Raw genomic sequence first — 24,533 nt, forward strand, 5'->3', positions numbered from 1 at the left:
TGACTGCACCCTAAACCTTCTTCGATTTCCAAATCATCAAGGTGATACCTATTAAAATAAAAGGAATACTTAACACTTGTCCCATATTAATAATCATATCATTCTCGAAAGCTTCTTGATTCTCCTTGAAAAATTCGATTATAAATCGGGCCACAAACATTAAAGTTAAGAAACATCCAAAGATAAACCCGTCTGTATTTTTAAACTTTTCAGTTTTGTACAAATAAAGTACAATACCAAAAATTAATAAATAGGCAAATGCTTCATACAACTGTGTAGGATGTCTCGGGATCATATCATCTCTCTGAAAAACAACTCCCCAATTTCCGTTCGTTGGTTTTCCGTAGATTTCAGAATTCATAAAATTCCCAAACCTTATAAAAGCGCCTGTAACCGGAACTCCAATCGCCATTTTATCTAAAATCCATAAGAATTTAACGTTGTGTTTTCGGCAATATAAAATCATTGCGATCAAAACGCCAATCGATCCTCCGTGACTTGCCAGACCCTGATAACCTACAAATTTATAAACTCCTGCTACTTTCTGAATAGGCAAAAGAATTTCTATGGGATGCTGTAAAAAATAAGACGGTTCATAAAAGAAACAATGCCCTAATCGCGCACCTAAAATGGTTCCAACAATTACATAAACCAATAAACTATCCAGATTATCCAGCGAAAGATGTTCTTTTTTATAAATACTTCTTACAATATAATATCCCAGTAAAAGTCCGATGGCAAAAAGAGCACCATAATATTTTAAAGGAAAACTATCCGTTATCATGACAATAACCGGATCTACATTCCAATTTAAAATTCCGTTACTCATAATAGGTTCTTTATTAAAGCATTCAGTCGCAGTTTACAGTCACAGTCAAAAACTGTAAACTATCACTGCGACTGTACACTTATTTTAATCTTAATTTATAATATCAAATCCGCAGTAAGGGCGTAAAACTTCTGGAATTACGATTCCTTCCGGAGTTTGGTAATTTTCTAATATTCCTGCCAAAACTCTTGGCAAAGCCAATGAACTTCCGTTAAGCGTGTGTGCCAATTGGTTTTTTCCGTCTTTGTCTTTGAAACGTAATTTCAAGCGATTCGCCTGAAAAGTTTCGAAGTTAGAAACAGAACTGATCTCTAACCAACGATCCTGCGCTGTAGAAAAAACTTCAAAATCATAAGTTAAAGCCGATGTGAAACCCATATCGCCACCACATAAACGTAAAACTCTGTATGGCAATTTCAATTCTTTCAAAATATCTTTTACATGTTCTACCATTCCGTCAAGTGCCTCGTAAGACTTATCAGGATGTTCTACACGTACAATTTCTACTTTATCAAATTGGTGCAAACGGTTTAATCCGCGCACGTGCGCTCCGTAAGAACCTGCTTCACGACGGAAACATGGTGTATATGCTGTGTATAAAACTGGTAATTCTGTTTCGCTCAATAAAACATCGCGAAACAAATTCGTAACCGGAACCTCAGCCGTTGGAATCAAATATAAATCATCAATTGTTGAGTGATACATTTGCCCCTCTTTATCCGGTAATTGTCCTGTTCCGTAACCTGAAGCTTCGTTTACCAAATGCGGCACCTGAACTTCATTATATCCTGCAGCGGTATTTTTATCTAAAAAGTAATTGATTAAGGCACGTTGCAAACGAGCTCCTTTTCCTTTATAAACAGGAAAACCAGCACCGGCAATTTTTACACCCAATTCAAAATCGATGATATCGTATTTTTTTACCAATTCCCAGTGAGGCTGTGCACCTTCATGAAGAACGGGAATATCGCCTTCCTGGAAAACTTTTAAGTTATCGTCCGGAGTTTTTCCTTCAGGAACAATATCAGCCGGAAGATTGGGTAAAGTGTATAATAAATTGGTTAATTCGGTTGCCAAAGCTTCTGCTTTTTCGCCTAATTCTTTACTTTTTTCTTTTAATGAAACCGTTTTTTCTTTTAGGATTGCCGCTTTAGCTTTCTCTCCCGCTTTCATCAACTCCCCTATATCTTTGGATAATTTATTAGATTCAGATAAAGTGTTGTCTAATTCAACTTGTGTTGCACGACGGTTTTCGTCTAATTGCACGACTTCTTCAACAACGCTTTTAGCATCGATATTTCGTTTTGCTAAAGCCTTGATTACTTTCTCCTGATTCTCTCTAATAAATGCGATTTGTAACATAGCTTGATTTTTATAACTATTGTATTTTTTTATAACGGAAGCAAATTTAAGGAAATGTTTTATAAGATCACGACAAAGTTGATTCTAAAGTTATTTCGGGGGTTATTACACGGAGATGCACGAAGGTTTACGCAGAGATGCGCAAAGATTTTATTTAAATCGAAGTTTTATATTTTGAATAGAACACAACCCTTGCGGCGTAAAATATTTATAGAAATAGAAAATTCAAATTGAATCCAGAACCCTACTGGGGAGACATCTTTTACAGATGAATATACCGCTCCGATGGAGCTTTAAGACAAAATCAATATCGTTTTCTATAATATGACGCTTCTCTGAAGCTATATTTTGATTCATTTGATTTATTCTTTAATCACCTTAAACGTTTCAACAACATCTTCAATTGTAACTTTCAAAATATAAAACCCCGGAGTTAATGCGATAACATTTATCGTTCCGTCGCTGGTTTTACCTTTTAAAGCGCTTTTCGATTCGAAATCAAAAAACTCAAAATCAAAGTTTTTAGTTTTTAAATTTTCAATAGAAATTGTTGTTTGAGCCGGATTAGGATAAACAAAAGGCTTTTTAAGTGCTGTAACTTCGGGCTGAACGTTATTACAAGCACTTTCTAATAATGATGGTAAATCTACCTCATCATAAACAAGTGTATAATTAAGCTCATCTGCTTTTTTGAACAATTCGCAGGCTTCTTTGTATTGGAGTTGATCGAGATAAATAATCCCCAGATTTTTCATTGCATACGAATTGTTTTTATCCCTATCTAAAACATATTTCAAATCGGCAATTCCTTTCTCTGATTCTCCCAGTTTATGATAAATTAATCCTCTTGTGGTTCGTAAATCCCGGCCTCCATATCCTACACTCTTGTCAATGATGGTTTTTTCATTTTTAAAAGCTACAGTAATGCTTTCCATTGCTTTTTGATATTCTCCAGTATCGCTGTATAATATGGCAAGTGCCCATTGTGCATGTGCGTGATCTGGTTTTTTAGCTACAATTTTTTCTAAATAAAACCGGGCCAAATCATAAGACTTTCTTCGCTGTAATAAGATCGCAAAATTGTACAAAATACGCAAATCGTCCGGCGCATTACGAATAGCCTTATAACAATAATTAAAAGCAAAATTATCCATTTCGAGTGAGGCATAAATATTAGCCAGTCGGTCGTAAAGTTTACTTCTAAAAGCTGCTCTCTTTTTTTCTAAAGAATCAGACAGGACAATATCTTTATTTTTAGGATCCTTATCTACAGAATACTCGACCTTTTTTAAATCCTCAAGCGCCAAAGTTGTATTACCAAGACTAATACTTAAAACACCGCGATTGAACAAATCATTCACCTTTGTTGGGTTATAATTTGTTCTTATATTAATTTCGGTCATTAATTTAAGGGCTTTTTTTACCGTTTCTTCTTTGTCTTTATTAAACGGCAATTTGTGATCGGTTCTGCTTACCAGTTTTCCGTGCGAGAAATTCCAGGTCACGAGTTTTTCGCCCTGTTTGTTGTACTGATAAGCATTTAAATCTTTAAGACCCTGATCATCATAAAAGAAAATCTCATTCAGTTTTCCGTTCGAATAATACGTTTTGGTGCTGTCCGGTTTTTTATCTTTTCCGTACCAAATCTCGACAGAAACCACATGATCATCATAAAAATATCTTGAAACATTATCAGATGTATCGCTGCCTTTTTCCTGTGCAGATAAAAAAACGGGCAAAAACAATAAGGCAAAAATGATTTTTTTATTCATAATAACGTTCTGTCAAAAAATTTTAGGCATTAAATAGAAAATCAAATTTCGACAAAATTACTTATGTTCTACCAATAATTCTCTTAATTCATTGGTTTTTAAATAGGCAGCAAAACGTCCCGAAAGCAACAAAACCTCTCTTTCGTCCGGCGTAATTCTTAGTTTGGTTTCTACGTGTGAGGCATATTCGTATAACAGCAAAACTTGTCTGGCAGATAAAGCTTTAAATTTTTCTTTGCTCAAAGTCGCCACAATTATTTCGCCGTCTTTATCTTTTTTAAACGAATCTTCGCCAAACTTCATGATCAGTTCCTGCTTAAAAGTGTCAAATAATTTTACCCAACTACTGGCTTCGTCATTGGTATTTTTTAATTCAAAAACCAAATCTTCATAAGGATAATCTTTTTGCATTTTTACCAAATAATCCCTAATCGTGGTAAAACCAATAATCTGATAATTCGTAACCGGTATTTTATAACGTTCAAAAGTATTTTCTACATCTTTATCAAAAGTCATATAACGAGTCTGCACCGTATATAAAGAAGCGGTTTCAAACAACGAAATCAATCTTATTTTGGCATCGGTTATATAAGGCGTTTTTTTCCCTTGTCCGAGGCAGTCAATAAAAAGTGCTTTCTTGTTTTTATCACTCACTTTTGTATCGTTATGCAGCAATTCTACCAAAGTTTTATACCCCATATTATCCGAAGCGCCGCCATCAACAATACACAATATTTTATCCTGGTTTTTTACGCCAAATTTTACTTTTGGCAAAACTCCCGGAAAAGCAGAACTTGCTGTAATGGCATAAGTAAGCGGAAAATCATAACCGCCGTTTATTTTATTTTCATTTAATGAAATAGCAGCTTTATTGGGTGCCAAAGAAGAATTGAGGTTTAAACCCCGAATGATATGCGGCATAAACGGAATACGTTCGCCATTATTAAAAGCCGTTCCGTTGGCGACGAACATGGGCAAAGTGGGAGTCGTTTTACTGTCCTTTGAAACAAAAAAATCAGACAGCAGCATTTGGGTTCCAAACTTATTTGTATTATCAGGATTCGTGGCATCGTATTGCAAAATATCAGCATCTATGCGCTGTGTCATCGATATTTTATCGCCTTTTTCGTTTCGGCTATTGTTTAAAAGAGATAAAATATTGGCCGATTTATCTACGTAATCCTTATAAGCATCGGCTTTAGAAAAGTAAAATTCGTTGAAAGAACAATTGTCAAAAAACAATTTATTTTTAAGAATCGTCAGATAATATCCTGCAGAAAAACAACCTCCTGAAACGGTAGAGAAATAATCAATTTCGTTCAGGAAATTACGTTGTAAATTATTTTCCTGAATTTCCTCTAATCCCAAAAGCACTCCCATACTAAAAAACTGCGCTCTCGAACCTCCGCCCGAAATACCAATTCCTAAGGCAATATTAGGATTCTGGAACTTTTTATCCCGTTCCTGAACCGACTTATAATCGTCTAACGAAACAGATGGAATCGAACTGTAATTGATTTCTGAAAAAAGGTTGATTTTGTTTTGAGAAAATCCCGTCTGAAGAAAAAGCAACAGCACGATCTGGAAGTATTTATATCTCATTTTTAACTTTTTTAAATCGTTAAATCACTAAAAGCAAATTTACAAGAAACGTAACGAAGTTAAATAGTAACTAATGAAATCTTTAACATTCAAAAAACACAATTCTCTAATTTACAGTAATACTTCGTGTTGGCGACGATGTACAAGTTGCTCCTCCATTTTGAACTGTAATTTCAGCTTTTGCTGTATAAGTTCCCGCTGCGCTGTAAATATGCGAAGTAGAAACCGTTGTTCCTGTCGCTGTAACTGTCTCTGCAGGCGTACCATCACCAAAAGTAAATTTTACAGATTTTAAAGTATTCGTTCCCGAATATTCAACTGTAAAATCTATTTTTTTAGGGTTAGTAGCATCTGTCGAATGCTTTACCTTCTCGAATAAAGACTCTCCTACGCAATCCAGGCCTTTATCTATATCACTTTTGCTGCACGAAATACTTAAAACAAATAATGCGGCAATCATCAAAATTGGAGATTTACTTTTCATGATGTTACTTTTTAGTGGTTGTTTTTTAAAATGTTATTCCTACAAATATAACAAATATCAACTTTTATTTTTTTGATAATTATCACCAAAACTCAACTTTTACTCAACATTAAACAATCTTAATATATAAGAAAGCTCATAAATTATAAAAAGTATTACCAACACCGAATGAAAAACTTTATTATGAATTTTAATCGCCGCCAGACACAAAATAATATGGCTGATAATCCTAATATAATATTCAGTTTGATTGTATAAAAAGTAATTGCCGCCCTTTATGGCAGTATCGATAATATCGGCTCCAAAACTTATGGCCAGAATGACAAAAAACCAATTTTTTCTCGAATAAAAATAATCTTCATAACCCGTATAATCGACCAAATCATCAGGATACAAAATAGCACACAGCAAATAATAAATCAGGATATAACAAATAATGAAGAAATAATCAGCAAAATACCATTCATGAATTAACTTGAGATTAAACTCCCACCACCAAAAATGAATAATTAGCAAAAAAACATAAAACACCCAAAGCGAGTGTACAAAATAGATTTTCTTTCGCCCGGGATGCTGAATAAAAATCACAGATCCTTTTATAAGGTGTGTGAGACTCAAACCCAAAATAATCCCGATAATCGATTTAATGTGTGTTAGTTCTTCCATAAATAACGCTATTTATTGAGAACTAAAATTAAGATAATTAATTGATAAAGAAATATTTGTAAATATAATTTCTCTAAGATTTAACCACAAGGAGCGCAAAGTTTTACGCGAAGTTCGCAAAATTAAAACTTAGCGTCTTCGCTCCCGATAGCTATCGGGATTGCGAGAGAATTTGTAGACATTCAAACAAAAACCTTTGCGAACTCAGCGTAAAACTTTGCGCTCCTTGCGGTTAAAAAAAACTTAAGCTCTCTTAATCTCATGCCCCACATACTCATCCAAAGCAGCAAACATATCATCTACCGAAAGTACTTCGAAATCAGGATGGTTTTTCAGGAAATTAGCGTTTAACGTAATGAGGTTTTCTTCAAGTTCAAAAAACGTATCATTATTCAACGAATCGCGAACCGGATTTACACCTTCCAGTTTTCCACTAACAAATTTATTCAGCTTTACACTGCTCATCAATTTTACCTTTTTGCTTTGTTGCTGAAACAATTCAAGATGTTTTTCGGCGCCAATCAAAGCCAGACCTTCTTCGATAAGTTCGTTCAGTTCTTTATTCCAGCCTGATTTATAAACAAACTGCGAAAAATTCCCTTCAGCATATTGTGAATAGTAATAATCAAGATAATAACTCATCAAAGCATCTTCGTGAATAAATTCGTCATCGACACCTTCCTCACGCATTAAATTAATCACCGAAATATTAGAATGAATCACATCCTGAAGATTTTCACTATTCATTGCCGTTTCAGAAACTAGTATTCTACCGAACTCCTCCATTTTGATATTTTTTAAGATTGATTTGCAAATTTCGACGAAATAATAATACAAACGTGAATATTTTTTTGGCGTTCCTTCCGGTCGGGCTATTCGCTGCAAGTCCTCGCACTTCCTTCGTCAGGCTATGGGCTTTTCGCTGCTATCCCTAACGCAATTCGGCATTCAAAAGAAGACTTGGCAAAGATTTTGTTTTACGTATTCAAAATTTCAACTAACCAACTAAACCACAACAACATGAAAGAAACCATATACAAAAGCTTACTCCTTCCTCTTTTAATAACAAATCTCTGGGCAACTATAACCTTCTTCGTCTATTACTTTGAGACAGGATTATTTAGTGGCTTTAAAACTCTTCTGCTTTTTGGATGGAGTTGCTGGATTAGTTCAGGTTTAGGTTTACTAGTTATATTAATTTCACTTTTAAAAACCTGGAAATCAAACCAATCAAAAGTTTTTACATTGGTACTCACTGGTTGGTTAAATATTTTCTTTTCATTTTTGCTTATTACAACAACTTTTTTCGAAATAATTGTTCCTGAATCTTTTATTTATTCCTTTTATATAGTTAATTTGATTATTCCAATTGTAGTATATTTTAGAACAAAAAAGGATTATTAAAAATTATAATAACAAATAGTACATATTTGCAATCTAGAGTGTACGAAATTTATAAAGTGGACTGAAAGTCCTAAAAGCAGTAGCGTAGTGCAGCGCACTATGAAATTAAATTAAAAATAAAAATTGCCCTGAAAGGGCAAGAGAAAAATACACAATAACAATTTTGGGAAAATCATAACAAATGCGCCCATTGAAATTAGGCTTACGCCCTTACAGGGCTTAAACTACAACCTTTTTCATTCATAGTGCTTCGCACCATGCTATTGCTAAAGCTCTTTCAGAGCAATAGGTTTAAATATTTATAATTTTCAACAACAAAGAAATCACAAAAAAATTCATTCATCAACATTCTGAAAATCTGCAACAACTATTTCATTAATTTGGGACTTCTTAATGTCTGCTTTCTATTAAATCCAAAAAACAATTATCAAACATTAATTCAAAAAATGAGGCTTTCCTCAAAAGAGCAATTATTAATATCATTTATATTTGCGCTTCGTAATAAAACACCTTAAACTTAATCAACAGATTTATGAAAAATTGCAGCATCAAAATATATTTCCAAATAATAATGCTGATGTTCAGCATTAGTGTTTTGGGTCAAAATGAAAATAATAAAACAATGACTTCTTTTGTTCCAAAATCAAAAGCTTACGATATTTATTACCCAAAAACTTTTGTACTAAACGAAGACAACGAAGGCATTGTAACAATTACAGATGCAACGTCAGAATTAAACATAACAATCAGTTCATACGGATTCGATCAGGAAACTACCGACGAAAAATTGATTCAGCAACTCACTGAATTTGTCAAAAATTACCACACCAAAGAAATTACACGAGAGAACTGGAACAGTTACAAAACAAAATTTGACATTTTGGTCGAATTGAAAGTTTCAGACGAAAAAGCAAATTGGGTTTGGTGGGGAGTTGTAAATAAAAAGCAGTTAGTGTTAATCTCTATAAATAAAAAAACACCAATTTCATCAGAAGACACCAATCTGCTTCAATTCATGATCAATAATATGATAATTAATTAAATTGCAACCTTAACTTGCCACATCAACAATCAATCAAAAACAAATCCTCATGCCCCAAATACATCACCTCAACTGCGTAAAAATTGTTTCACCCGTAAACGACAATGTTTGCGGACATTGTTTATTGATTCAGGAAAACGATAAACTCATTTTAGTCGATACCGGAATTGGACTTTTAGACATTCAAAACCCCGAAGAAAGAATTGGCCAACAACTTATAGATATGGTGGGTTATCGTTTTAATGAAAATCAAACTGCCATCAAACAAATCGAAAAACTGGGACTTGATCCTAAAAAAGTGACCGATTGTGTTATTTCGCATCTGGACAATGATCATATTGGAGGTTTGGCAGATTTTCCAAACGCAACCGTTCACGTTGGACTGGAAGAATGTGACGCTTATATTTCAGGGAATCCAAGATATTTAAAAACACCTTTATCGCATCAGCCAACAATAAAAACCTACGAAAAATTAGATTTGAACTGGTTTGGATTCGAAGCCAGAAAAGTCGATATCGATACTGACACAGCAATATTTCTAATTCCGCTTTTCGGACATACATTAGGACATTGCGGCGTTGCTGTAAAAACAGAAAAAGGCTGGTTGTTTTATATTGCCGATGCTTATTATATGCGAATTGAACTTACCAATAGCGAACATCCCGTAAACCAATTGGCAAAAATGAGAGCCGAAGACAACGATTTGCGATTAAGCACTTTAGATAAAATCAGAAATTTAATAAACGAACATCCTGAAATTGAAGTTTTTGGATATCACGATATCGAAGAGTTTAATTTTTATAAGAACTAAAAAGCAAAATTTTATAAAAAAACAGAAATTTTAACGCAACCATTTTTCAAAAGGGTCATCTGTTAACAAAGAGAATGCTTTATCCGATCTTGAAATAATCAAATACGAAAAAGCAGTTCTCTATTAAAAACGTAAAACCCCTTAGTTTATGGATGACCTGCCAAAAAACCTTACCTTATTTTACGTCTCAGGCATATGCTCTCTTATAGTAGGAATAATTTATGCCATAATGCTCATCGACGGAAATTCAGGACCAGACGGATTAATGGGAATTTATATTTTGTTTTGTTTGCTTCCTGTTATAATTCTCGTAATAATCGATCGATTTCTGGTAACCAAATTTGGGAATCAAAAAGTAAACATGGTCGAATTTTCTTTTCTGGGATTTATTTTATTCTTGTGGATTATAAAAATGCTTTTAAATTTGTAAAGCAAATCCAACATAATCCTGATGAAAATTTTAATTACAGCGATAAAATTCGCATTATTAATCGCTTTAATTATTTCTCCCGTACTATTATTCAATAATCTTCGTAAACGAAATTTTAAATATCCCTTTATTTCGTATTTAATTACGGCTGTGCTTATTACCTTCTTTTTCATTTTAGTTGTTGCATGGTGGTCCCATTTTTCAACTGAACTTCTTCTTTCGCATTACGGTTATGATGCTAATGCATTTACTGAAACAGAAAGAACAAGAAATGTCGCTGTTGAAAATTTAGAAAAAGTAAAAAAATTACGCATAAGCAAAATGGGAATTGGCTGGCCGCTTAAAGCTTGTATATTTTATCCTTTTTATTTTCCTTATCTTTTAATTGTTTATTTTGGTATGTATTTTTTCAAAAAAAATCAATTAAAAAGTAAATCTATAAAAGCATAAAATTGAAAATCTTTAACTGGTTGAATAAAAAATCAACGAATCCCGAATTCGAAAAAACTTTTGCTGCTCTTGAAAAAGTGGGAAACATAATTCCGAGTGCAAAAACCACTTTCGAATTATTAAAAACATTCAACGCCGAAACCTCACATGCGCAATCAGATGCACTAATAGCTGAAGTCAATAAAATTCATTTTCCTTCGAATACCAATAATTATTTCTATTTCTATTTTCCAATAGTCAGCTATATTCTCTATTACAAACCGCATTACGAAAAGGATATTTTAAAATATCTCGTAGGTCCAAATTTCGCAAACGGTACATCAGAAACTCAGGAAATGATTGCAATGATCAAAGGAGCAATGGAATTTAAACTTAAAGAAAGTCAGTTTTATTTAACCAAAGAAAGTCAGTTTTGGGTTGAGAATGAACTTCCGAAACTAGAAAAAGAAATTCAGCGGGAAATAGAAGTTTGCTGGAAAGAACTTGAGGAATAAAGCAAGAAATTGAATTTGAATCCAACACAACATCTATAAAATAAACAATATCTGATGAAAAAGAATGTATTGCTTTTAGCCTTGATTATTACGTTTTCCTGTCATAAAACCGAAACGATAAAAACTCCGATACCAACAAGTACGGCAAAAACAACTGCAAAAGACACAATCAAAACCATAACACCTAAAAACATCAGTGATTCTATAACTTGTATTGATGTAGTACTTGAAATTTTGACAACTGCGCCATCGTATGTTGAAGGAACAAAAGGTTTATACGAAGCAGTTGTAAAAAATGGAGGAACTTCTTTTGGAATTACAGTTGAAGGAAGCCCGAATCCGAAAAGAGATAATGCCCTTGATTACTCAGAAACTTATGAATTAAATCTTCATGAAACTTATCCTGACCGAATGCCAACTATTGCAAGGTATACCTTCGATCCGTCTAAAAATGAACTTTATGAATACGACACAGCCAATGATTCTTTGATACCCATTGCCTTCAACAAAAATTTGATTCTAAAATATAATAAAATCTGCAAATAGTAAGACAAAACGAAACGGCAAATTAAACAATACCAGATTCGTCATTATTCTTCTTTTCATTCATTTTGGCCACTAAAGCTTTCAAACGTAAGGCACGTTCTTTTTTTTCGGCTTGAAGTTTAGCCTTTTTCTTATTGAGCAATTTGGTATGCAAAGCCTTGTTTTTGGTATTTTTCTCAGGTCCTTTTGCCATAATTTAATTTTCTTTAATTACGTTTACAAAGATAAAGAACTAATTGTAAAGACAAACGATTAGAAATTCTGACCAATAAAGCCAACAAAACTTCGCTATGAAAATAAAAATCACACTTATTTCTTTTCTTTTATTTCTTTTCTTAGGTTGTAAAAAAGATGGAAAAAATCAATTTCAGTTTGATTCTTTGATTTTTTCATATGCTGGTTTACATCATGATAATTCACTTAAGTTTACCAATAGTGATACTGTATTTATGCAAAGGAGATTTCCCGAACCAATAGAGAACTTTTATGCGATAATTCCAGCTGATAAAAAAATCAAGCTAAATAAGCAACTTCGATCTTTAAATCTCAATAAATTTGAATCAGATTACGCGCAAAATAATTTATGTGATGGCGGAAGCTATTTAATAAACGCATCAATTAATGGAAAAAACAAATCCATTTTTATTTATGGAGGTATTGCACCAAAAGAACTTTACAATTACGCCGACTCTTTAATGAGTTTTAAAGAAATTTTAAAGTTTGTCCCAACAAAACAAATCATTGACTTTGGAGATTTAGGTCCTATTTTACCGCCGCCACCTCCTCCACCGCCATTAAAAGACAAATAACAACTCAATACAAAATGAACCCAACTTTCTTCCCAACCCAAGAACAATTCAGAGCATGGCTGGAAAAGCATCACCAAAAAGAAACCGAGCTTTTAGTAGGTTTTTATAAAGTGAATAGCAAAAAACCATCCATGTCCTGGTCAGAATCTGTCGATCAGGCGCTTTGTTTTGGCTGGATCGATGGCGTTCGCAGATCGATTGATGAAGAAAGTTATTCGATCAGGTTTACACCAAGAAAAAAATCCAGTATTTGGAGCGCCATCAATATCAAGAAAATCGAAGATCTTACCAAAGCCGGATTAATGAAAGAAGCCGGAATAAAAGCATTCGAATTAAGATCTGAAGAAAGATCCGGAATTTATTCGCACGAAAAGGAACCCGCTATTCTTGATCCCGAATTTGAAAAACAATTTAAAGCCAATAAAATCGCCTGGGACTATTTTGATAAACAAGCTCCATCGTACAAAAAGGTCATGATTCATTGGATTATGACGGCCAAACAAGAAAAAACCAGACTTTCGAGACTCGAAAAAACCATTAATGTAAGCGCTGAACAAAAACGAATGTTGTAAAAGAAATTCAAATGATTGTAACTTAGATCAGAGAACAAACATTAACTTTATTCTATCAAAAAAAATCATCTAATAAACTATAATAATGAAAGATAGAACCGCATTAGAATACTACGTTTTGGATGTATTCTCTAATAAAAGTTACAAAGGAAATCCGCTATCTGTTGTTTTTACCGATGGCAATCTGGAGTTAGAAACCTATCATAATATCGCAAAGGAATTTGGCTATTCTGAGACTTCGTTTGTTTATTATTCTACAATTCAAAAGGCGCTTAATGTGCGCTCTTTTACTCCAACTGGTTTTGAGGTTGATGGCGCCGGACATAATTTACTTGGAGCCGTTTGCGCAGCATTATTTAAAGAAATCCCGATATTTCATGAACAAGATGAAACCAATCATTTTGTAATCATGAAAGACAACCCAATATCCTTAACCACAAGTTTTGATCCCGTTACCGAATATCCTATCGTACAAATGCATCAAAAACCGGCTGTAGCACTAAAGGAAATTACGGCTTCGCTAATAGCAAAAGCAATTGGTTTGGCCATTGATGATTTAACGGTTGGCGAATTGCTGCCCACAATTGTTCAAACCGAAGTGGCGCATTTGATGGTTCCCATAAAAAACAGACGATTCCTGCACGATTGCATTCCTGATAATAAACGCTTAATCGAAATCTCCAAGGAGTACGGATTTGAAGGTTTTTATTGCTTTACCATTTTCGATGCAAAACATGAAAATATAGTCGAAGCCAGATTTTTTAATCCGCTAATTGGGATTAATGAAGATGCTGCTACAGGAACAGCTGCCGGCCCGCTAATTGGCTTTTTAACTAAAACCAAATACACAAAACCCAATACCGGATATAAAATTCTGCAAGGCGTAAAACTAAGTCAGCCTTCACTGATTGAAGTTATGGCCAGAGAAAATGATATTTTGGTTGGCGGTTCTGCGGTTATTACTATGCGTGGGGAAATTTTTATATAGCACTAATGAATAAAAATTTACTAAATATTATTTCGGAAAAGGCAATTAAATACGAAGATTTCAATTTTACATCTGAACAAATTGAAAACAATTGGCTCGGAACTATTCCGGCTACCGAAAAACAGATAAGTGATGCAGAAAATAAACTTGGCATAAAGCTACCTGAAGATTATATCGAATTTATTCGAATAACTAATGGTTTTTCGGCACCAAATAATATAGAACCAAGTTTTGAAAACATAGAAAACATTGACTTCTTAAAAAATATTGATGATTTTGTAATTGAAGCGTATTCGTATTTGCCCGAATTAGAGAATGCCATTCTAATTGCAGGAATATCCGAAGAACAATATTTTTTACTGCTTCCTCCAAAATCAAAAAACGAAGAATGGAAATATTGGAAGTTCGCAAATTGGTATCCGGGTGAGCATCCTTACGAAAATTTAAAAGAATATTTTGAAGATGTTCTTCGGTTTATAATTGCCCAGCATGAATCATAAAAAAAGCTGCATAATGCAGCTTTTATAGATAACCAGACTTCTTAGTTTGTTTTCATTGGTGGTAAATCGAATGCAATAGAATCGTGTTCGAAATTATTACGGTGTCCTCCGTCGCAGAAAGGTTTGTTTGCAGATAATCCGCAACGGCAAAGTCCTAATGCAGCTCTTCCTTGTAGTCCGTAAACTGTTCCTTCTGAATCCATGATTTCAAAATCACCTTCGATTTTGATAGATCCGTTTTTATTGATGATTAATTTTGTCTTACTCATAACTTGTTTTTGTTTTTTTTCGAAAGCAAAGATTGCAAAATAAATTCTGAAGATTTTTATTGAGGAGCTAGTTTAAACTGGTTCTATTTTATGGGTTTTACCACAGAGATTCGCGGAGGTTTTCACAGAGATTCGCTAAGCTTTTTTTTAAAAGAAATGAGAATTAATCTCGCAAAGTCACCAAGGCGCAAAGTTTATTCACTTTTGAATGGATTAAAAACCACCCTAATTTCCAGAGCCGAGTTCCGAAGGAACGATTTATTTTGTAGGGCTGGACTTCAGTCCAGTCTACAATACGCATAGCAATAGCGAATAAACTTTGCGCCTTCGTGACTTTGCGAGATTAAAAAACTTTCGTGAATCTCTGCGAAAACCTTCGTGAATCTCTGCGAAACTTAGAATTCTCAATTCTATTGCTTATTTTTGCACTCAATAAAATTGAGTTATGATACAGAATCCAAAGAGATATACTATTACGGCGGCATTGCCTTACACCAACGGACCTATACATATTGGGCATTTGGCGGGGGTTTACGTGCCTGCAGATATTTATTCGAGATATTTACGTTTGCAAGGAAAAGACGTTGCGTTTATTTGCGGAAGCGATGAACATGGCGTTGCAATTTCGATGAAAGCCAAAAAAGAAGGAATTACACCACAAGAAGTTATTGATAAATATGACGGAATTATTAGAAAATCATTTGCTGATTTCGGAATTTCGTTTGATAATTATTCTCGTACTTCGGCTAAAATTCATCATGATACAGCTCAGGAATTCTTCAGGACTTTATATGATAAAGGTGATTTTATTGAAGAAACAACAGAACAATTATACGATGCAAAAGCAGATCAGTTTTTAGCAGACCGTTTTGTAGTGGGAACTTGCCCAAAATGTGGCAATGATGGAGCTTACGGAGATCAGTGCGAAAATTGCGGATCGACTTTGAATGCGACGGATTTAATAAACCCGAAATCGACGATTACCGGAGAAACTCCAATTTTGAAATCTACAAAACACTGGTTTTTACCTCTTGACAGATATACTGAATTCTTAACAGAATGGATTTTAGTCGGACATAAAAACGACTGGAAACCTAATGTTTACGGACAAGTTAAATCTTGGGTTGATGGCGGATTGGAGCCTCGTGCGGTAACGCGTGACCTTGATTGGGGAATTGATGTTCCGGTTGAAGGTGCCGAAGGAAAAAAATTATACGTTTGGTTTGATGCGCCTATCGGATATATTTCATCTACGAAAGAATGGGCGCTGCGCGAAGGAAAAGACTGGGAACCATACTGGAAAGATGAAGACACAAAACTGGTTCATTTTATCGGGAAAGACAATATCGTTTTTCACTGTATTATTTTCCCAGCGATGCTTAAAGCCGAAGGAAGTTATATTTTACCTGACAACGTTCCTGCAAATGAGTTTTTGAATTTGGAAGGGAATAAACTTTCGACTTCTAAAAACTGGGCAGTTTGGCTGCACGAATATTTAGAAGAATTTCCGGAGAAACAAGATGTTTTGCGTTATGCATTAACATCAAACGCTCCAGAAACTAAGGATAATGATTTTACCTGGAAAGATTTCCAGGCAAGAAACAACAATGAATTGGTTGCTATTTTCGGGAATTTCATTAACCGTGTTGTCGTTTTAACGAACAAATATTACGACGGATTTATCCCAACTCCGAATGAATTATCTGAAGTTGATGAAAATACTTTGGCAGAATTAAAAGCGTATCCAGCCGTGATTTCAAGTTCGGTGGAGCGTTACAGATTCCGTGAAGCTTTAGGCGAATTGATGAATGTTGCCCGTTTAGGAAATAAATATCTTGCCGATGAAGAGCCTTGGAAAGTGATGAAAGACAATCCGGAGCGTGTAAAAACTCAAATGTATGTTGCACTTCAAATTGCTGCTGCGTTGAGCATTTTAGCAGAACCGTTCTTGCCTTTTACCGCTGCTAAATTATCAAGAATATTGAAAAACGAAGGCAAACTAAAATGGAATGACGTTGCTGAAAATTCAGAATTAATTCCGGAAGGGCACCAAATTGGTGAAGCCGAATTATTATTTGCAAAAATAGAAGACGAAGAAATACAAAAACAAATAGACAAATTGGAAGCTACAAAAACCGCTAATATCGCTGAAAACAAAAAAGCAGAACCTCAAAAAGATTTGATTCAGTATGAGGATTTCGCTAAAATGGATTTACGCGTAGGAACCATCATTGAAGCGGAGAAAATGCCAAAAGCAAACAAACTTTTGGTGCTGAAAATTGATACCGGAATTGATGTTCGCACGATAGTTTCCGGAATTGCCGAAAGCTTTTCGCCAGAAGAAATTATTGGTAAACGTGTTACGGTTTTAGCCAACTTAGCGCCAAGAGCTTTACGCGGAGTTGAAAGTCAAGGAATGATCTTAATGACAACAAACGCCGAAGGAAAATTAGTATTTGTAAATCCTGATACTGATGCGCCAAATGGTGAAACGATAAACTAAGGTTTTATAAATATCAAAAAAGTAAAGATGCGCAATTGCGCATCTTTTTTTGCGCCATTTGGAAATCTGTATTCTGTGCCGCTTGGTACTACAGATTGACAGAAAAAAAATCAGTTTCAATTTCGATAGCGTGCCGTAGGTACGCAATAAAACGAAACCTCTTGCGTACCTACGGCATGCTGAATATTTTTAATTCATGTTTTTCTACCGATCTGCCTAACGGCACATTTTGATTCTTGATTCAATTTTCAAACAAAACAAAAACAAGTTTAATCTAAATTTTATAATTATTGAAAAGCATGAATTTGTTAATCACTTTAATAGATTCCCGCTTTTCCTTTTAAAAGAAAATTCTGAAACATTTTATTTACTATACTTTTACTTTCAGAAAAAAACAAGATATTCGTCAAAAAAAATCTTTATATGTTCAAAAAATTACTCCTTACCTCTTTATTTTTAAATAGTTTACTTTCTTTTTCTCAAGATATTGTAAGTTCTACTCCTGTTGAATTAAAAAAGAATCGTGACATTTTTCAGGTTGTAAACACTGAAAAAAAGGATGTTACTTTATTTGTCAGTGACAAAATAAAAGTAAAAGCCATTCATCTTAACGAAAACATGCAAATTGTTGATAGTATTTCTACCGAAAGACCAGGTACTAAGACTTATGATAATATGATTGGCTATAATATCAGCAATAACAATACTAGATTATTCTGGTCGTCTGATAATTACCAGGATATTTATACACAATTGTTTGATTTTAATACGCGCAAAGTCGAAACAAAACAATATTCTCTTGTATTAAAAGAAGAGAAAATTCTACAAAAATTCAGCGAAAATGAGAATTTCTATATTTTAACTTTTATCAAGAAAAGCAGTAATTTGAAACTTCATATTTTTGACAAAGACGGAAACTATAATGCAAAAACAATTTCGCTGGAAGGATTTCACTTTTTAAAACGCACTTATGCAAAAACAGATTTAGATGGAGCATTAAGTGAAAATTTACTTCCTTTTGAACTTCCATATACACTAAAGTATATCACTCCTGAAAACCCAACTTCATTAACTGATGGAGCCAAAAAGAGAAAATGTTACTTTAATAAAAACCAAATTATAATAACCCTGGATACTAATGTTGACTTTACCCAGGTTTTTACTATTGATCTAAACACATTTACTGCTAAAGAAAGAATGATAAAACAACGTTTTATACCAGGAGATCGTACATCTTTAAATTCTAACTCTTTCTATTTTGAGAATAAACTGTATCAGGTAAAAACTTCATCAGATCTTTTATATTTTACCATAAAAGATTTGGATGACAATATCTTAAAAGAACATTTTGCTAATGTTACCAAACCAATCGAATTCAAGAATTCCGAAATATATCAGGAAGGTGGAGATTTCTTTGGAGGAAAAAGAACCTTAGAAACCTCAGCGCAGTTTATTAGAAAAGTAAACAATTTAAATGCTGGTCTTTCTTGCTATCATATTGGAGAAAATACCCTAATTACTTTTGGAGGTGTTTCTTCAACTCAGCAATCAGGCGGACAAGCGGCTTTAGGACAATTTGGCTTAATTGGAGCTTTGATTTCAGTAGCAGTGTACAATCCAACAATGGAAAACTTCAACTCATATACTAATAGAAAAGTAGTGAAAATTGAAGGTTTATTTGACAAAGAGGGAAATAATATAAAAGGCAAATTACAACCTTTGGCATTTGATAAAATCAGAACGTTTTTTGACAAGAATACTGATGTTTCCTCACAAACCTTATTTAAAATTAGCGACTTTTATTATCTTGGTTATTATGATAATAAAACCAAAGAATATATCATTAGAAAATTTGCTGATTAAAATCTTAAATTCCCGAGCTATCCCAATGGAAACTCGGGAACGTTTTATCGAATCTAAAGCAAAGATTATAATTCTCTACTCAACAACATAATTCCTCGTTTTATGCTAGTCATAAACTGGCACGACTCTTTATTTATTTAAACACTACAGGAACACCAATTTTAATTCAAATTAGTTTTCTTTCATAAAAAGTAAGATATTAGCGCCTAAATCGTTCTAAAAAACCTAAAATGATGGAACTGCTATATAGTTTACCCACTTTACTTAAATCTTTTTGGTATATCGCTATTCCAACAAGTATCATTTTTATTATTCAGACCATTATTACCTTTACCGGTATTGACGTAGCCGATGGTTTTGACACTGATTTTCATGCAGATGTACACGACGGAGGTTCAGACTTTCAACTTTTTTCATTGCGAAACCTTATCAATTTTTTATTAGGATTCAGCTGGACCGGAATTTCGTTTTATACCACAATAGGAGATAATCCTTTATTACTTATTGGAACTTCCTTTGTTGTTGGGGTTTTATTTGTTGTTTTGTTTTTCCTGGTGATCAAACAAGTACAAAAATTAGCCGAAGACAATTCATTTAAGATCTCCAATACTTTAAATAAAACGGCCGAGGTTTATTTGACGATTCCCGAAAACAAAAAAGGAAAAGGCAAAATCATGATTAGTGTAAACGGTGCATTTCATGAACTTGAAGCCATGACCGAGAATGACAGGATTCCTTCAGGAGCAGTAGTAAGAGTAGTAAAAATAGAAAATAACAACATTTTAGTAGTAGAATCCATTTAACATAACCAAGCATGAACCCAATTATTTTAATTGCAGTTGCGGCAATCGTTTTATTCGTAACAATTTCGGCATTAATTTCAAGGTACAAACGTTGTCCTTCTGATAAAATTTTAGTCATTTACGGACGCACTGGTGGAACATCGGCAAAATGTGTTCACGGAGGTGGCGCTTTTATCTGGCCAGTGATTCAGGATTATGCTTTTTTAGATTTAAAACCGCTTTCGATCGAAGCTAATTTAACGAATGCCTTAAGCAGACAAAACATTAGAGTCGATGTTCCTTGTCGATTTACTATTGCCATCTCTACAGAAACTGATAGCATGAATACGGCTGCAGAAAGACTTTTAGGCTTATCATCAGAACAAATTCAGGAACTGGCAAAAGATATTTTATTCGGACAATTGCGTTTGGTAATTGCTACGATGACTATTGAAGAAATCAATTCAGACCGTGATAAATTTTTGGATAATATTTCGAAAAACGTTGATAGCGAACTAAAGAAAATTGGTTTAAAATTAATCAACGTAAACGTTACTGATATTAAAGATGAGTCTGGATATATCGAAGCTCTTGGAAAAGAAGCGGCTGCAAAAGCCATCAACGAAGCAAAAATTAGTGTTGCCGAGCAGGAAAAAATTGGAGAAACCGGTAAGGCTCTTGCCGATAGAGAAAAAGATACTCAAATCGCTGAAACACATAGAGACAGAGATGTAAAAATTGCTATTACGCAAAAAGACAGAGAAATAAGTATTGCAACGGCGTCTAAAGATGAAACCATTGGAAAAGCAGAAGCTGCGAGAGATACAAGGGTAAAAACATCTGAAGCCAATGCCATTGCAATTCAGGGAGAAAATGAGGCTAAAATTGCGATTGCAAATTCTGAAGCTTTACGTAGAGAAAAAGAAGCAGAATCGTTGCGTATTGCGATAACTGCCGAAAAAGTACAACAGGCAAGAGCATTGGAAGAATCGTATGTTGCTGAACAAAAAGCCGAGTTGGCGCGTTCTGAAAGAGAACGTTCTACACAAATTGCGAACATTGTAATTCCTGCCGAAATTGCCAAGCAAAGAGCTATTATCGAAGCTCAGGCTGCCGCAGAAACTATTAGAGAGAATGCAAAAGGAGAAGCAGATGCTATTTTTGCCAAAATGGAAGCAGAAGCAAAAGGTCTCTTTGAAATATTGACAAAACAAGCCGAAGGTTATAAAGAGGTTGTGGCTGCTGCAGGCGGAGATCCGAGCAAAGCTTTCCAATTATTGTTATTAGAAAAACTTCCTGAACTGGTAAAAACTCAGGTTGAGGCTGTTAAAAACATTAAAATTGATAAAATCACGGTTTGGGATTCTGGTAACGGACAAGGCGATAACGGAAATTCATCGACTGCAAACTTTGTTTCAGGAATGATGAAAACGGTTCCTCCATTGAACGATTTATTCAATATGGCCGGACTTAATTTACCGTCTTACCTAAAGGGTGAAGATACTCCTGAAGTTCCTCCAACAATTCAAGTTGTAGAAAAAGAAGAATAATAATTCATTCTATCATCAAAAAGCGCGAACCGATTAAGATTTTTAATTGATTCGCGTTTTTTGCTTTCAAAGTATTCACTTTGTAAAGTATCTTTGAAAAATAATACGCGAATATATATACCTAATGAAACTCACCAAACCAAGATTAGCCTTAATCTGCGGAATACTTTGTATTTCAATATTCCCAATATTGGTTAAACTTAAATTAGCTCCGGGATTAATTTCGGCTTTTTATCGCATGGCTTTTGCCGTGATTTTACTTTTACCTTATGTGCTGATTACTCAAAATTTTAAACTGCCAAAAACAAAATACGTTCTGTTAGCAATTCTTTGCGGTGTCTTGTTTTCCTCAGATGTTGCAGTTTGGAATATCGCCATTCAGGATTCAAGTGCAACGCAAGCATCTTTATTAACGAATTTATCGCCACTTTGGGTAGGAATTGGTTCTTTTTTCTTTTTGAAAGTAAGACCTGCAACTAATTTTTGGATTGGAACTGTGGTTTCTTTATTTGGAATGATTACGTTAGTTGGTTTTAATTTTTTCCTTGAATTGAACTTTGACCATGCCTTTCTTTTCGCCGTTTTATCAGGAATCCTATATTCAATTTATCTTTTAGTAAGTAAAAATGTTCTTTCACAAGTTGATGTTTTATCGTTTATGACCATTAGCTTATTTGCCTCGAGTATTTATTTAGGAATTCTTTGTTATGCTTTAAATGAACCTTTTACCGGATTCTCAGATACAGGATGGTTTGTACTAATTTTGCAGGCTGTTATTTGCCAGTTGTGTGCCTGGATTTCTATTAGTTACGCCACACAACACATGCGAGCCACGAGAGTTTCGCTAAGTTTATTGAGTCAGGCTGTAATTACATCTATATTAGCTTGGTTGTTTTTAGAAGAACAAATAACTTTACAAATGGTTTTTGGCGGCATCATTTTGCTATTCGGGATTAGAATCACTTTTTACGATAAGACGATTTCATTAAAAAAACTGTTTACTAAGAATTAAGATTGAGAAATGGCACACGGATGACACGGGTTTAAACGGGTTTACGCTGATTGGTTTTTAACTGATTGAGAAAAAATTCTCGCTCAGATTCGGAAGATTGAGCTGATTTATTTAAAATAATTCGTGAATTCGTGGCGAAAAAACAGCCCACGAATGACACGGGTTTAAACGGGTTTACGCTGATTGGTTTTTAACTGATTGAGAAAAGCTCTCGCGCAGATTCGGAAGATTGAGCTGATTTATTTAAAATAATTCGTGAATTCGTGGCGAAAAAACAGCCCACGGATGACACAGATTTAAAAAAGGTTTCACGCAGATGTAAAGAGATTTAAGCAGATTTTTATAATCTTTAAAATCATTTAATCTGTGGCAAAAAAAAACTTGAAACTAAAAAAACAACATCTTTATGTTACATAAAAACAAAATACCAAACTTAAAAGTAATCGCATTTGATGCTGATGATACTTTATTTGTGAATGAACCTTACTTTGAGGAAACGGAGCATAAATTTTGCGCTTTGATGGAAGATTATCTTTCTCATCAGGGTATTTCGCAGGAATTGTTTAAGATCGAAATTGCCAACCTGCCTTTATATGGTTACGGAATAAAAGGTTATATTCTTTCGATGATCGAAGCAGCGATGAACATTTCGAACAATACAATTCCAATTGAGGTTATTAAAAAAATCATCCAATACGGAAAAGAATTACTCGAAAAACCCATCGAACTTTTGGATGGAGTTGAAGAAACTTTACAAGCTTTACACGGAAAATATAAGTTGGTTGTGGCCACAAAAGGAGACCTGAAAGACCAACACAGCAAATTACATCGGTCCGGTTTGGGGCACTATTTTCATCACATAGAAGTAATGTCAGACAAGCAGGAAATTGATTACGAAAAATTATTAGGTCGTTTAGACATTCAGGCACATGAATTTCTTATGATCGGAAATTCATTAAAATCTGATGTTTTACCTGTTTTAGGACTTGGAGGTTATGCCGTTCATATTCCGTTTCACACTACTTGGGAACACGAAAAAATTAGTCATAAAGTCGAACACAAACATTTTAGTTCATTCGAAAAAATTACCCAAGTACTTCAGAACTTATCATAATGAAAACACTTTTAGATTTAGAAAACTGGAATCGCAAAGAACATTTCCAGCACTTTAAACAGATGCAAGAACCTTTTTTTGGCGCAACCGTAGCAATTGATTGTACCAAAGCCTATCAAACTGCAAAAAACCTGAAAGCTTCTTTCTTCATTTATTATTTACACAAAACACTGGTTGCCGTAAACTCTATTGAAAATTTCAAGTACAGAATTGCTGATGACAAGATTTACATTAACAACCGTATAGATGCATCAGCAACAATTGGGCGTCAGGACGGTACTTTTGGTTTTTCATTAATCGAATACAATCCGGATTTTAAAATATTCGAACAAAATGCTTTAGTCGAAATTGAACGCATTCAAAACACAACCGGACTTTTTACAAGATCATTTGATGATGATAATCTGATTCATTTTTCGGCAATTCCGTGGCTCAATTTTACGTCTCTTTCGCATGCACGGAGTTACACTTTTCCAGATAGCTGCCCTAAAATTTCATTTGGAAAAATGATTACTTCAGAAACTGGAAAAAAAACAATGGCAATGTCCGTACATGTTCATCATGGTTTGATGGATGGTTTGCATATGGGCCAATTTGTTGATTATTTTCAGGAGTTGATGAATACCTGAAATCATATTTAACCTTATTCTATCATTATAAAAACCTATATAGGAAAGTA

Annotated in this window: 27 protein-coding genes; 18 read left to right on the top strand and 9 right to left on the bottom strand. The window is 34.1% G+C overall.

What is annotated here, in order from left to right; genetic code table 11:
- Positions 1–10: 10 nt before the first annotated feature.
- From lgt to B0M43_RS04305, 7 genes are all read right to left on the bottom strand, one after another.
- Positions 11–829 carry a prolipoprotein diacylglyceryl transferase gene (gene lgt, locus B0M43_RS04275; protein ID WP_078006727.1) on the bottom strand — a complete coding sequence of 273 codons (819 nt, stop codon included), beginning with the start codon at positions 827–829 and terminating at the stop codon, positions 11–13.
- Between the two features lie 90 nt (positions 830–919).
- Positions 920–2,191: a serine--tRNA ligase gene (gene serS, locus B0M43_RS04280; RefSeq protein ID WP_078006726.1), complete on the bottom strand. Its 1,272-nt coding sequence runs from the start codon at positions 2,189–2,191 to the stop codon at positions 920–922.
- 362 nt (positions 2,192–2,553) lie between these two features.
- Entirely contained in the window at positions 2,554–3,963 is a 1,410-nt protein-coding gene (locus B0M43_RS04285; RefSeq protein WP_078006725.1) for a T9SS type A sorting domain-containing protein, read from the bottom strand.
- A 57-nt stretch (positions 3,964–4,020) separates the two neighbouring features.
- A complete protein-coding gene (locus tag B0M43_RS04290) occupies positions 4,021–5,565 on the bottom strand; it encodes a patatin-like phospholipase family protein (protein ID WP_078006724.1) in 1,545 nt (514 codons plus the stop codon).
- 106 nt (positions 5,566–5,671) lie between these two features.
- Positions 5,672–6,049 carry a PKD domain-containing protein gene (locus B0M43_RS04295; protein ID WP_065451935.1) on the bottom strand — a complete coding sequence of 126 codons (378 nt, stop codon included), beginning with the start codon at positions 6,047–6,049 and terminating at the stop codon, positions 5,672–5,674.
- 99 nt (positions 6,050–6,148) lie between these two features.
- Positions 6,149–6,715 (bottom strand): hypothetical protein, encoded by a 567-nt coding sequence (locus B0M43_RS04300; protein WP_078006723.1) that lies wholly within the window; start codon positions 6,713–6,715, stop codon positions 6,149–6,151.
- 243 nt (positions 6,716–6,958) lie between these two features.
- A complete protein-coding gene (locus B0M43_RS04305; protein WP_078006722.1) occupies positions 6,959–7,501 on the bottom strand; it encodes a hypothetical protein in 543 nt (180 codons plus the stop codon).
- A gap of 234 nt (positions 7,502–7,735) precedes the next feature.
- On the opposite strand from B0M43_RS04305, the gene B0M43_RS04310 reads away from it, so the two are divergent.
- The 7 genes from B0M43_RS04310 (at position 7,736) to B0M43_RS04340 (ending at position 11,892) form a co-directional block, all read left to right on the top strand.
- Positions 7,736–8,119 (top strand): hypothetical protein, encoded by a 384-nt coding sequence (locus tag B0M43_RS04310; protein WP_078006721.1) that lies wholly within the window; start codon positions 7,736–7,738, stop codon positions 8,117–8,119.
- A gap of 577 nt (positions 8,120–8,696) precedes the next feature.
- A complete protein-coding gene (locus tag B0M43_RS04315; protein WP_078006720.1) occupies positions 8,697–9,161 on the top strand; it encodes a hypothetical protein in 465 nt (154 codons plus the stop codon).
- A 49-nt stretch (positions 9,162–9,210) separates the two neighbouring features.
- Positions 9,211–9,972 (top strand): MBL fold metallo-hydrolase, encoded by a 762-nt coding sequence (locus tag B0M43_RS04320; protein WP_078006719.1) that lies wholly within the window; start codon positions 9,211–9,213, stop codon positions 9,970–9,972.
- Between the two features lie 148 nt (positions 9,973–10,120).
- Complete coding sequence (locus tag B0M43_RS04325) at positions 10,121–10,402, top strand: hypothetical protein (protein WP_123921775.1); 282 nt, start codon at positions 10,121–10,123, stop codon at positions 10,400–10,402.
- A gap of 21 nt (positions 10,403–10,423) precedes the next feature.
- Positions 10,424–10,852 carry a hypothetical protein gene (locus tag B0M43_RS04330; protein WP_078006717.1) on the top strand — a complete coding sequence of 143 codons (429 nt, stop codon included), beginning with the start codon at positions 10,424–10,426 and terminating at the stop codon, positions 10,850–10,852.
- Between the two features lie 2 nt (positions 10,853–10,854).
- Positions 10,855–11,346 carry a hypothetical protein gene (locus tag B0M43_RS04335; protein WP_078006716.1) on the top strand — a complete coding sequence of 164 codons (492 nt, stop codon included), beginning with the start codon at positions 10,855–10,857 and terminating at the stop codon, positions 11,344–11,346.
- 54 nt (positions 11,347–11,400) lie between these two features.
- Positions 11,401–11,892: a hypothetical protein gene (locus B0M43_RS04340; protein WP_065451925.1), complete on the top strand. Its 492-nt coding sequence runs from the start codon at positions 11,401–11,403 to the stop codon at positions 11,890–11,892.
- A 22-nt stretch (positions 11,893–11,914) separates the two neighbouring features.
- Here the strand turns inward: B0M43_RS04340 and B0M43_RS24405 are convergent, their stop codons facing one another.
- On the bottom strand, positions 11,915–12,085 hold the full coding sequence (locus B0M43_RS24405; protein ID WP_168199925.1) for a hypothetical protein: 171 nt from the start codon (positions 12,083–12,085) through the stop codon (positions 11,915–11,917).
- Positions 12,086–12,182: 97 nt separating this feature from the next.
- Between B0M43_RS24405 and B0M43_RS04345 the strand changes: the two genes are divergently transcribed.
- The 4 genes from B0M43_RS04345 (at position 12,183) to B0M43_RS04360 (ending at position 14,761) form a co-directional block, all read left to right on the top strand.
- Positions 12,183–12,701 (top strand): hypothetical protein, encoded by a 519-nt coding sequence (locus B0M43_RS04345; protein WP_078006715.1) that lies wholly within the window; start codon positions 12,183–12,185, stop codon positions 12,699–12,701.
- A 14-nt stretch (positions 12,702–12,715) separates the two neighbouring features.
- Positions 12,716–13,273, top strand: a complete 558-nt coding sequence (locus B0M43_RS04350; protein WP_078006714.1) for a YdeI family protein — start codon at positions 12,716–12,718, stop codon at positions 13,271–13,273.
- 85 nt (positions 13,274–13,358) lie between these two features.
- On the top strand, positions 13,359–14,261 hold the full coding sequence (locus tag B0M43_RS04355; RefSeq protein WP_078006713.1) for a PhzF family phenazine biosynthesis protein: 903 nt from the start codon (positions 13,359–13,361) through the stop codon (positions 14,259–14,261).
- Positions 14,262–14,266: 5 nt separating this feature from the next.
- Positions 14,267–14,761 carry an SMI1/KNR4 family protein gene (locus B0M43_RS04360; RefSeq protein ID WP_078006712.1) on the top strand — a complete coding sequence of 165 codons (495 nt, stop codon included), beginning with the start codon at positions 14,267–14,269 and terminating at the stop codon, positions 14,759–14,761.
- Positions 14,762–14,802: 41 nt separating this feature from the next.
- Here the strand turns inward: B0M43_RS04360 and B0M43_RS04365 are convergent, their stop codons facing one another.
- Complete coding sequence (locus tag B0M43_RS04365; RefSeq protein ID WP_056248078.1) at positions 14,803–15,030, bottom strand: CDGSH iron-sulfur domain-containing protein; 228 nt, start codon at positions 15,028–15,030, stop codon at positions 14,803–14,805.
- Between the two features lie 445 nt (positions 15,031–15,475).
- On the opposite strand from B0M43_RS04365, the gene metG reads away from it, so the two are divergent.
- The 7 genes from metG to B0M43_RS04400 all read left to right on the top strand — a co-directional run bounded on the left by metG (position 15,476) and on the right by B0M43_RS04400 (position 24,483).
- Positions 15,476–17,533, top strand: coding sequence for a methionine--tRNA ligase (gene metG, locus B0M43_RS04370; protein ID WP_078006711.1), 2,058 nt, complete (start codon positions 15,476–15,478; stop codon positions 17,531–17,533).
- A 423-nt stretch (positions 17,534–17,956) separates the two neighbouring features.
- Positions 17,957–19,396, top strand: a complete 1,440-nt coding sequence (locus B0M43_RS04375; protein ID WP_078006710.1) for a hypothetical protein — start codon at positions 17,957–17,959, stop codon at positions 19,394–19,396.
- Positions 19,397–19,629: 233 nt separating this feature from the next.
- Complete coding sequence (locus B0M43_RS04380; protein WP_210418055.1) at positions 19,630–20,199, top strand: NfeD family protein; 570 nt, start codon at positions 19,630–19,632, stop codon at positions 20,197–20,199.
- An 11-nt stretch (positions 20,200–20,210) separates the two neighbouring features.
- A complete protein-coding gene (locus B0M43_RS04385; protein ID WP_078006708.1) occupies positions 20,211–21,728 on the top strand; it encodes a flotillin family protein in 1,518 nt (505 codons plus the stop codon).
- Between the two features lie 124 nt (positions 21,729–21,852).
- Entirely contained in the window at positions 21,853–22,740 is an 888-nt protein-coding gene (locus tag B0M43_RS04390; RefSeq protein WP_078006707.1) for a DMT family transporter, read from the top strand.
- 406 nt (positions 22,741–23,146) lie between these two features.
- Complete coding sequence (locus B0M43_RS04395) at positions 23,147–23,854, top strand: HAD family hydrolase (RefSeq protein WP_078006706.1); 708 nt, start codon at positions 23,147–23,149, stop codon at positions 23,852–23,854.
- A complete protein-coding gene (locus tag B0M43_RS04400; protein WP_078006705.1) occupies positions 23,854–24,483 on the top strand; it encodes a chloramphenicol acetyltransferase in 630 nt (209 codons plus the stop codon). The genes B0M43_RS04395 and B0M43_RS04400 overlap by 1 nt, the downstream gene beginning before the upstream one ends.
- The last annotated feature ends 50 nt before the right edge of the window (positions 24,484–24,533 follow it).

The organism is Flavobacterium sp. KBS0721 (genome assembly GCF_002007065.3).
GTDB lineage: Bacteria > Bacteroidota > Bacteroidia > Flavobacteriales > Flavobacteriaceae > Flavobacterium > Flavobacterium piscis.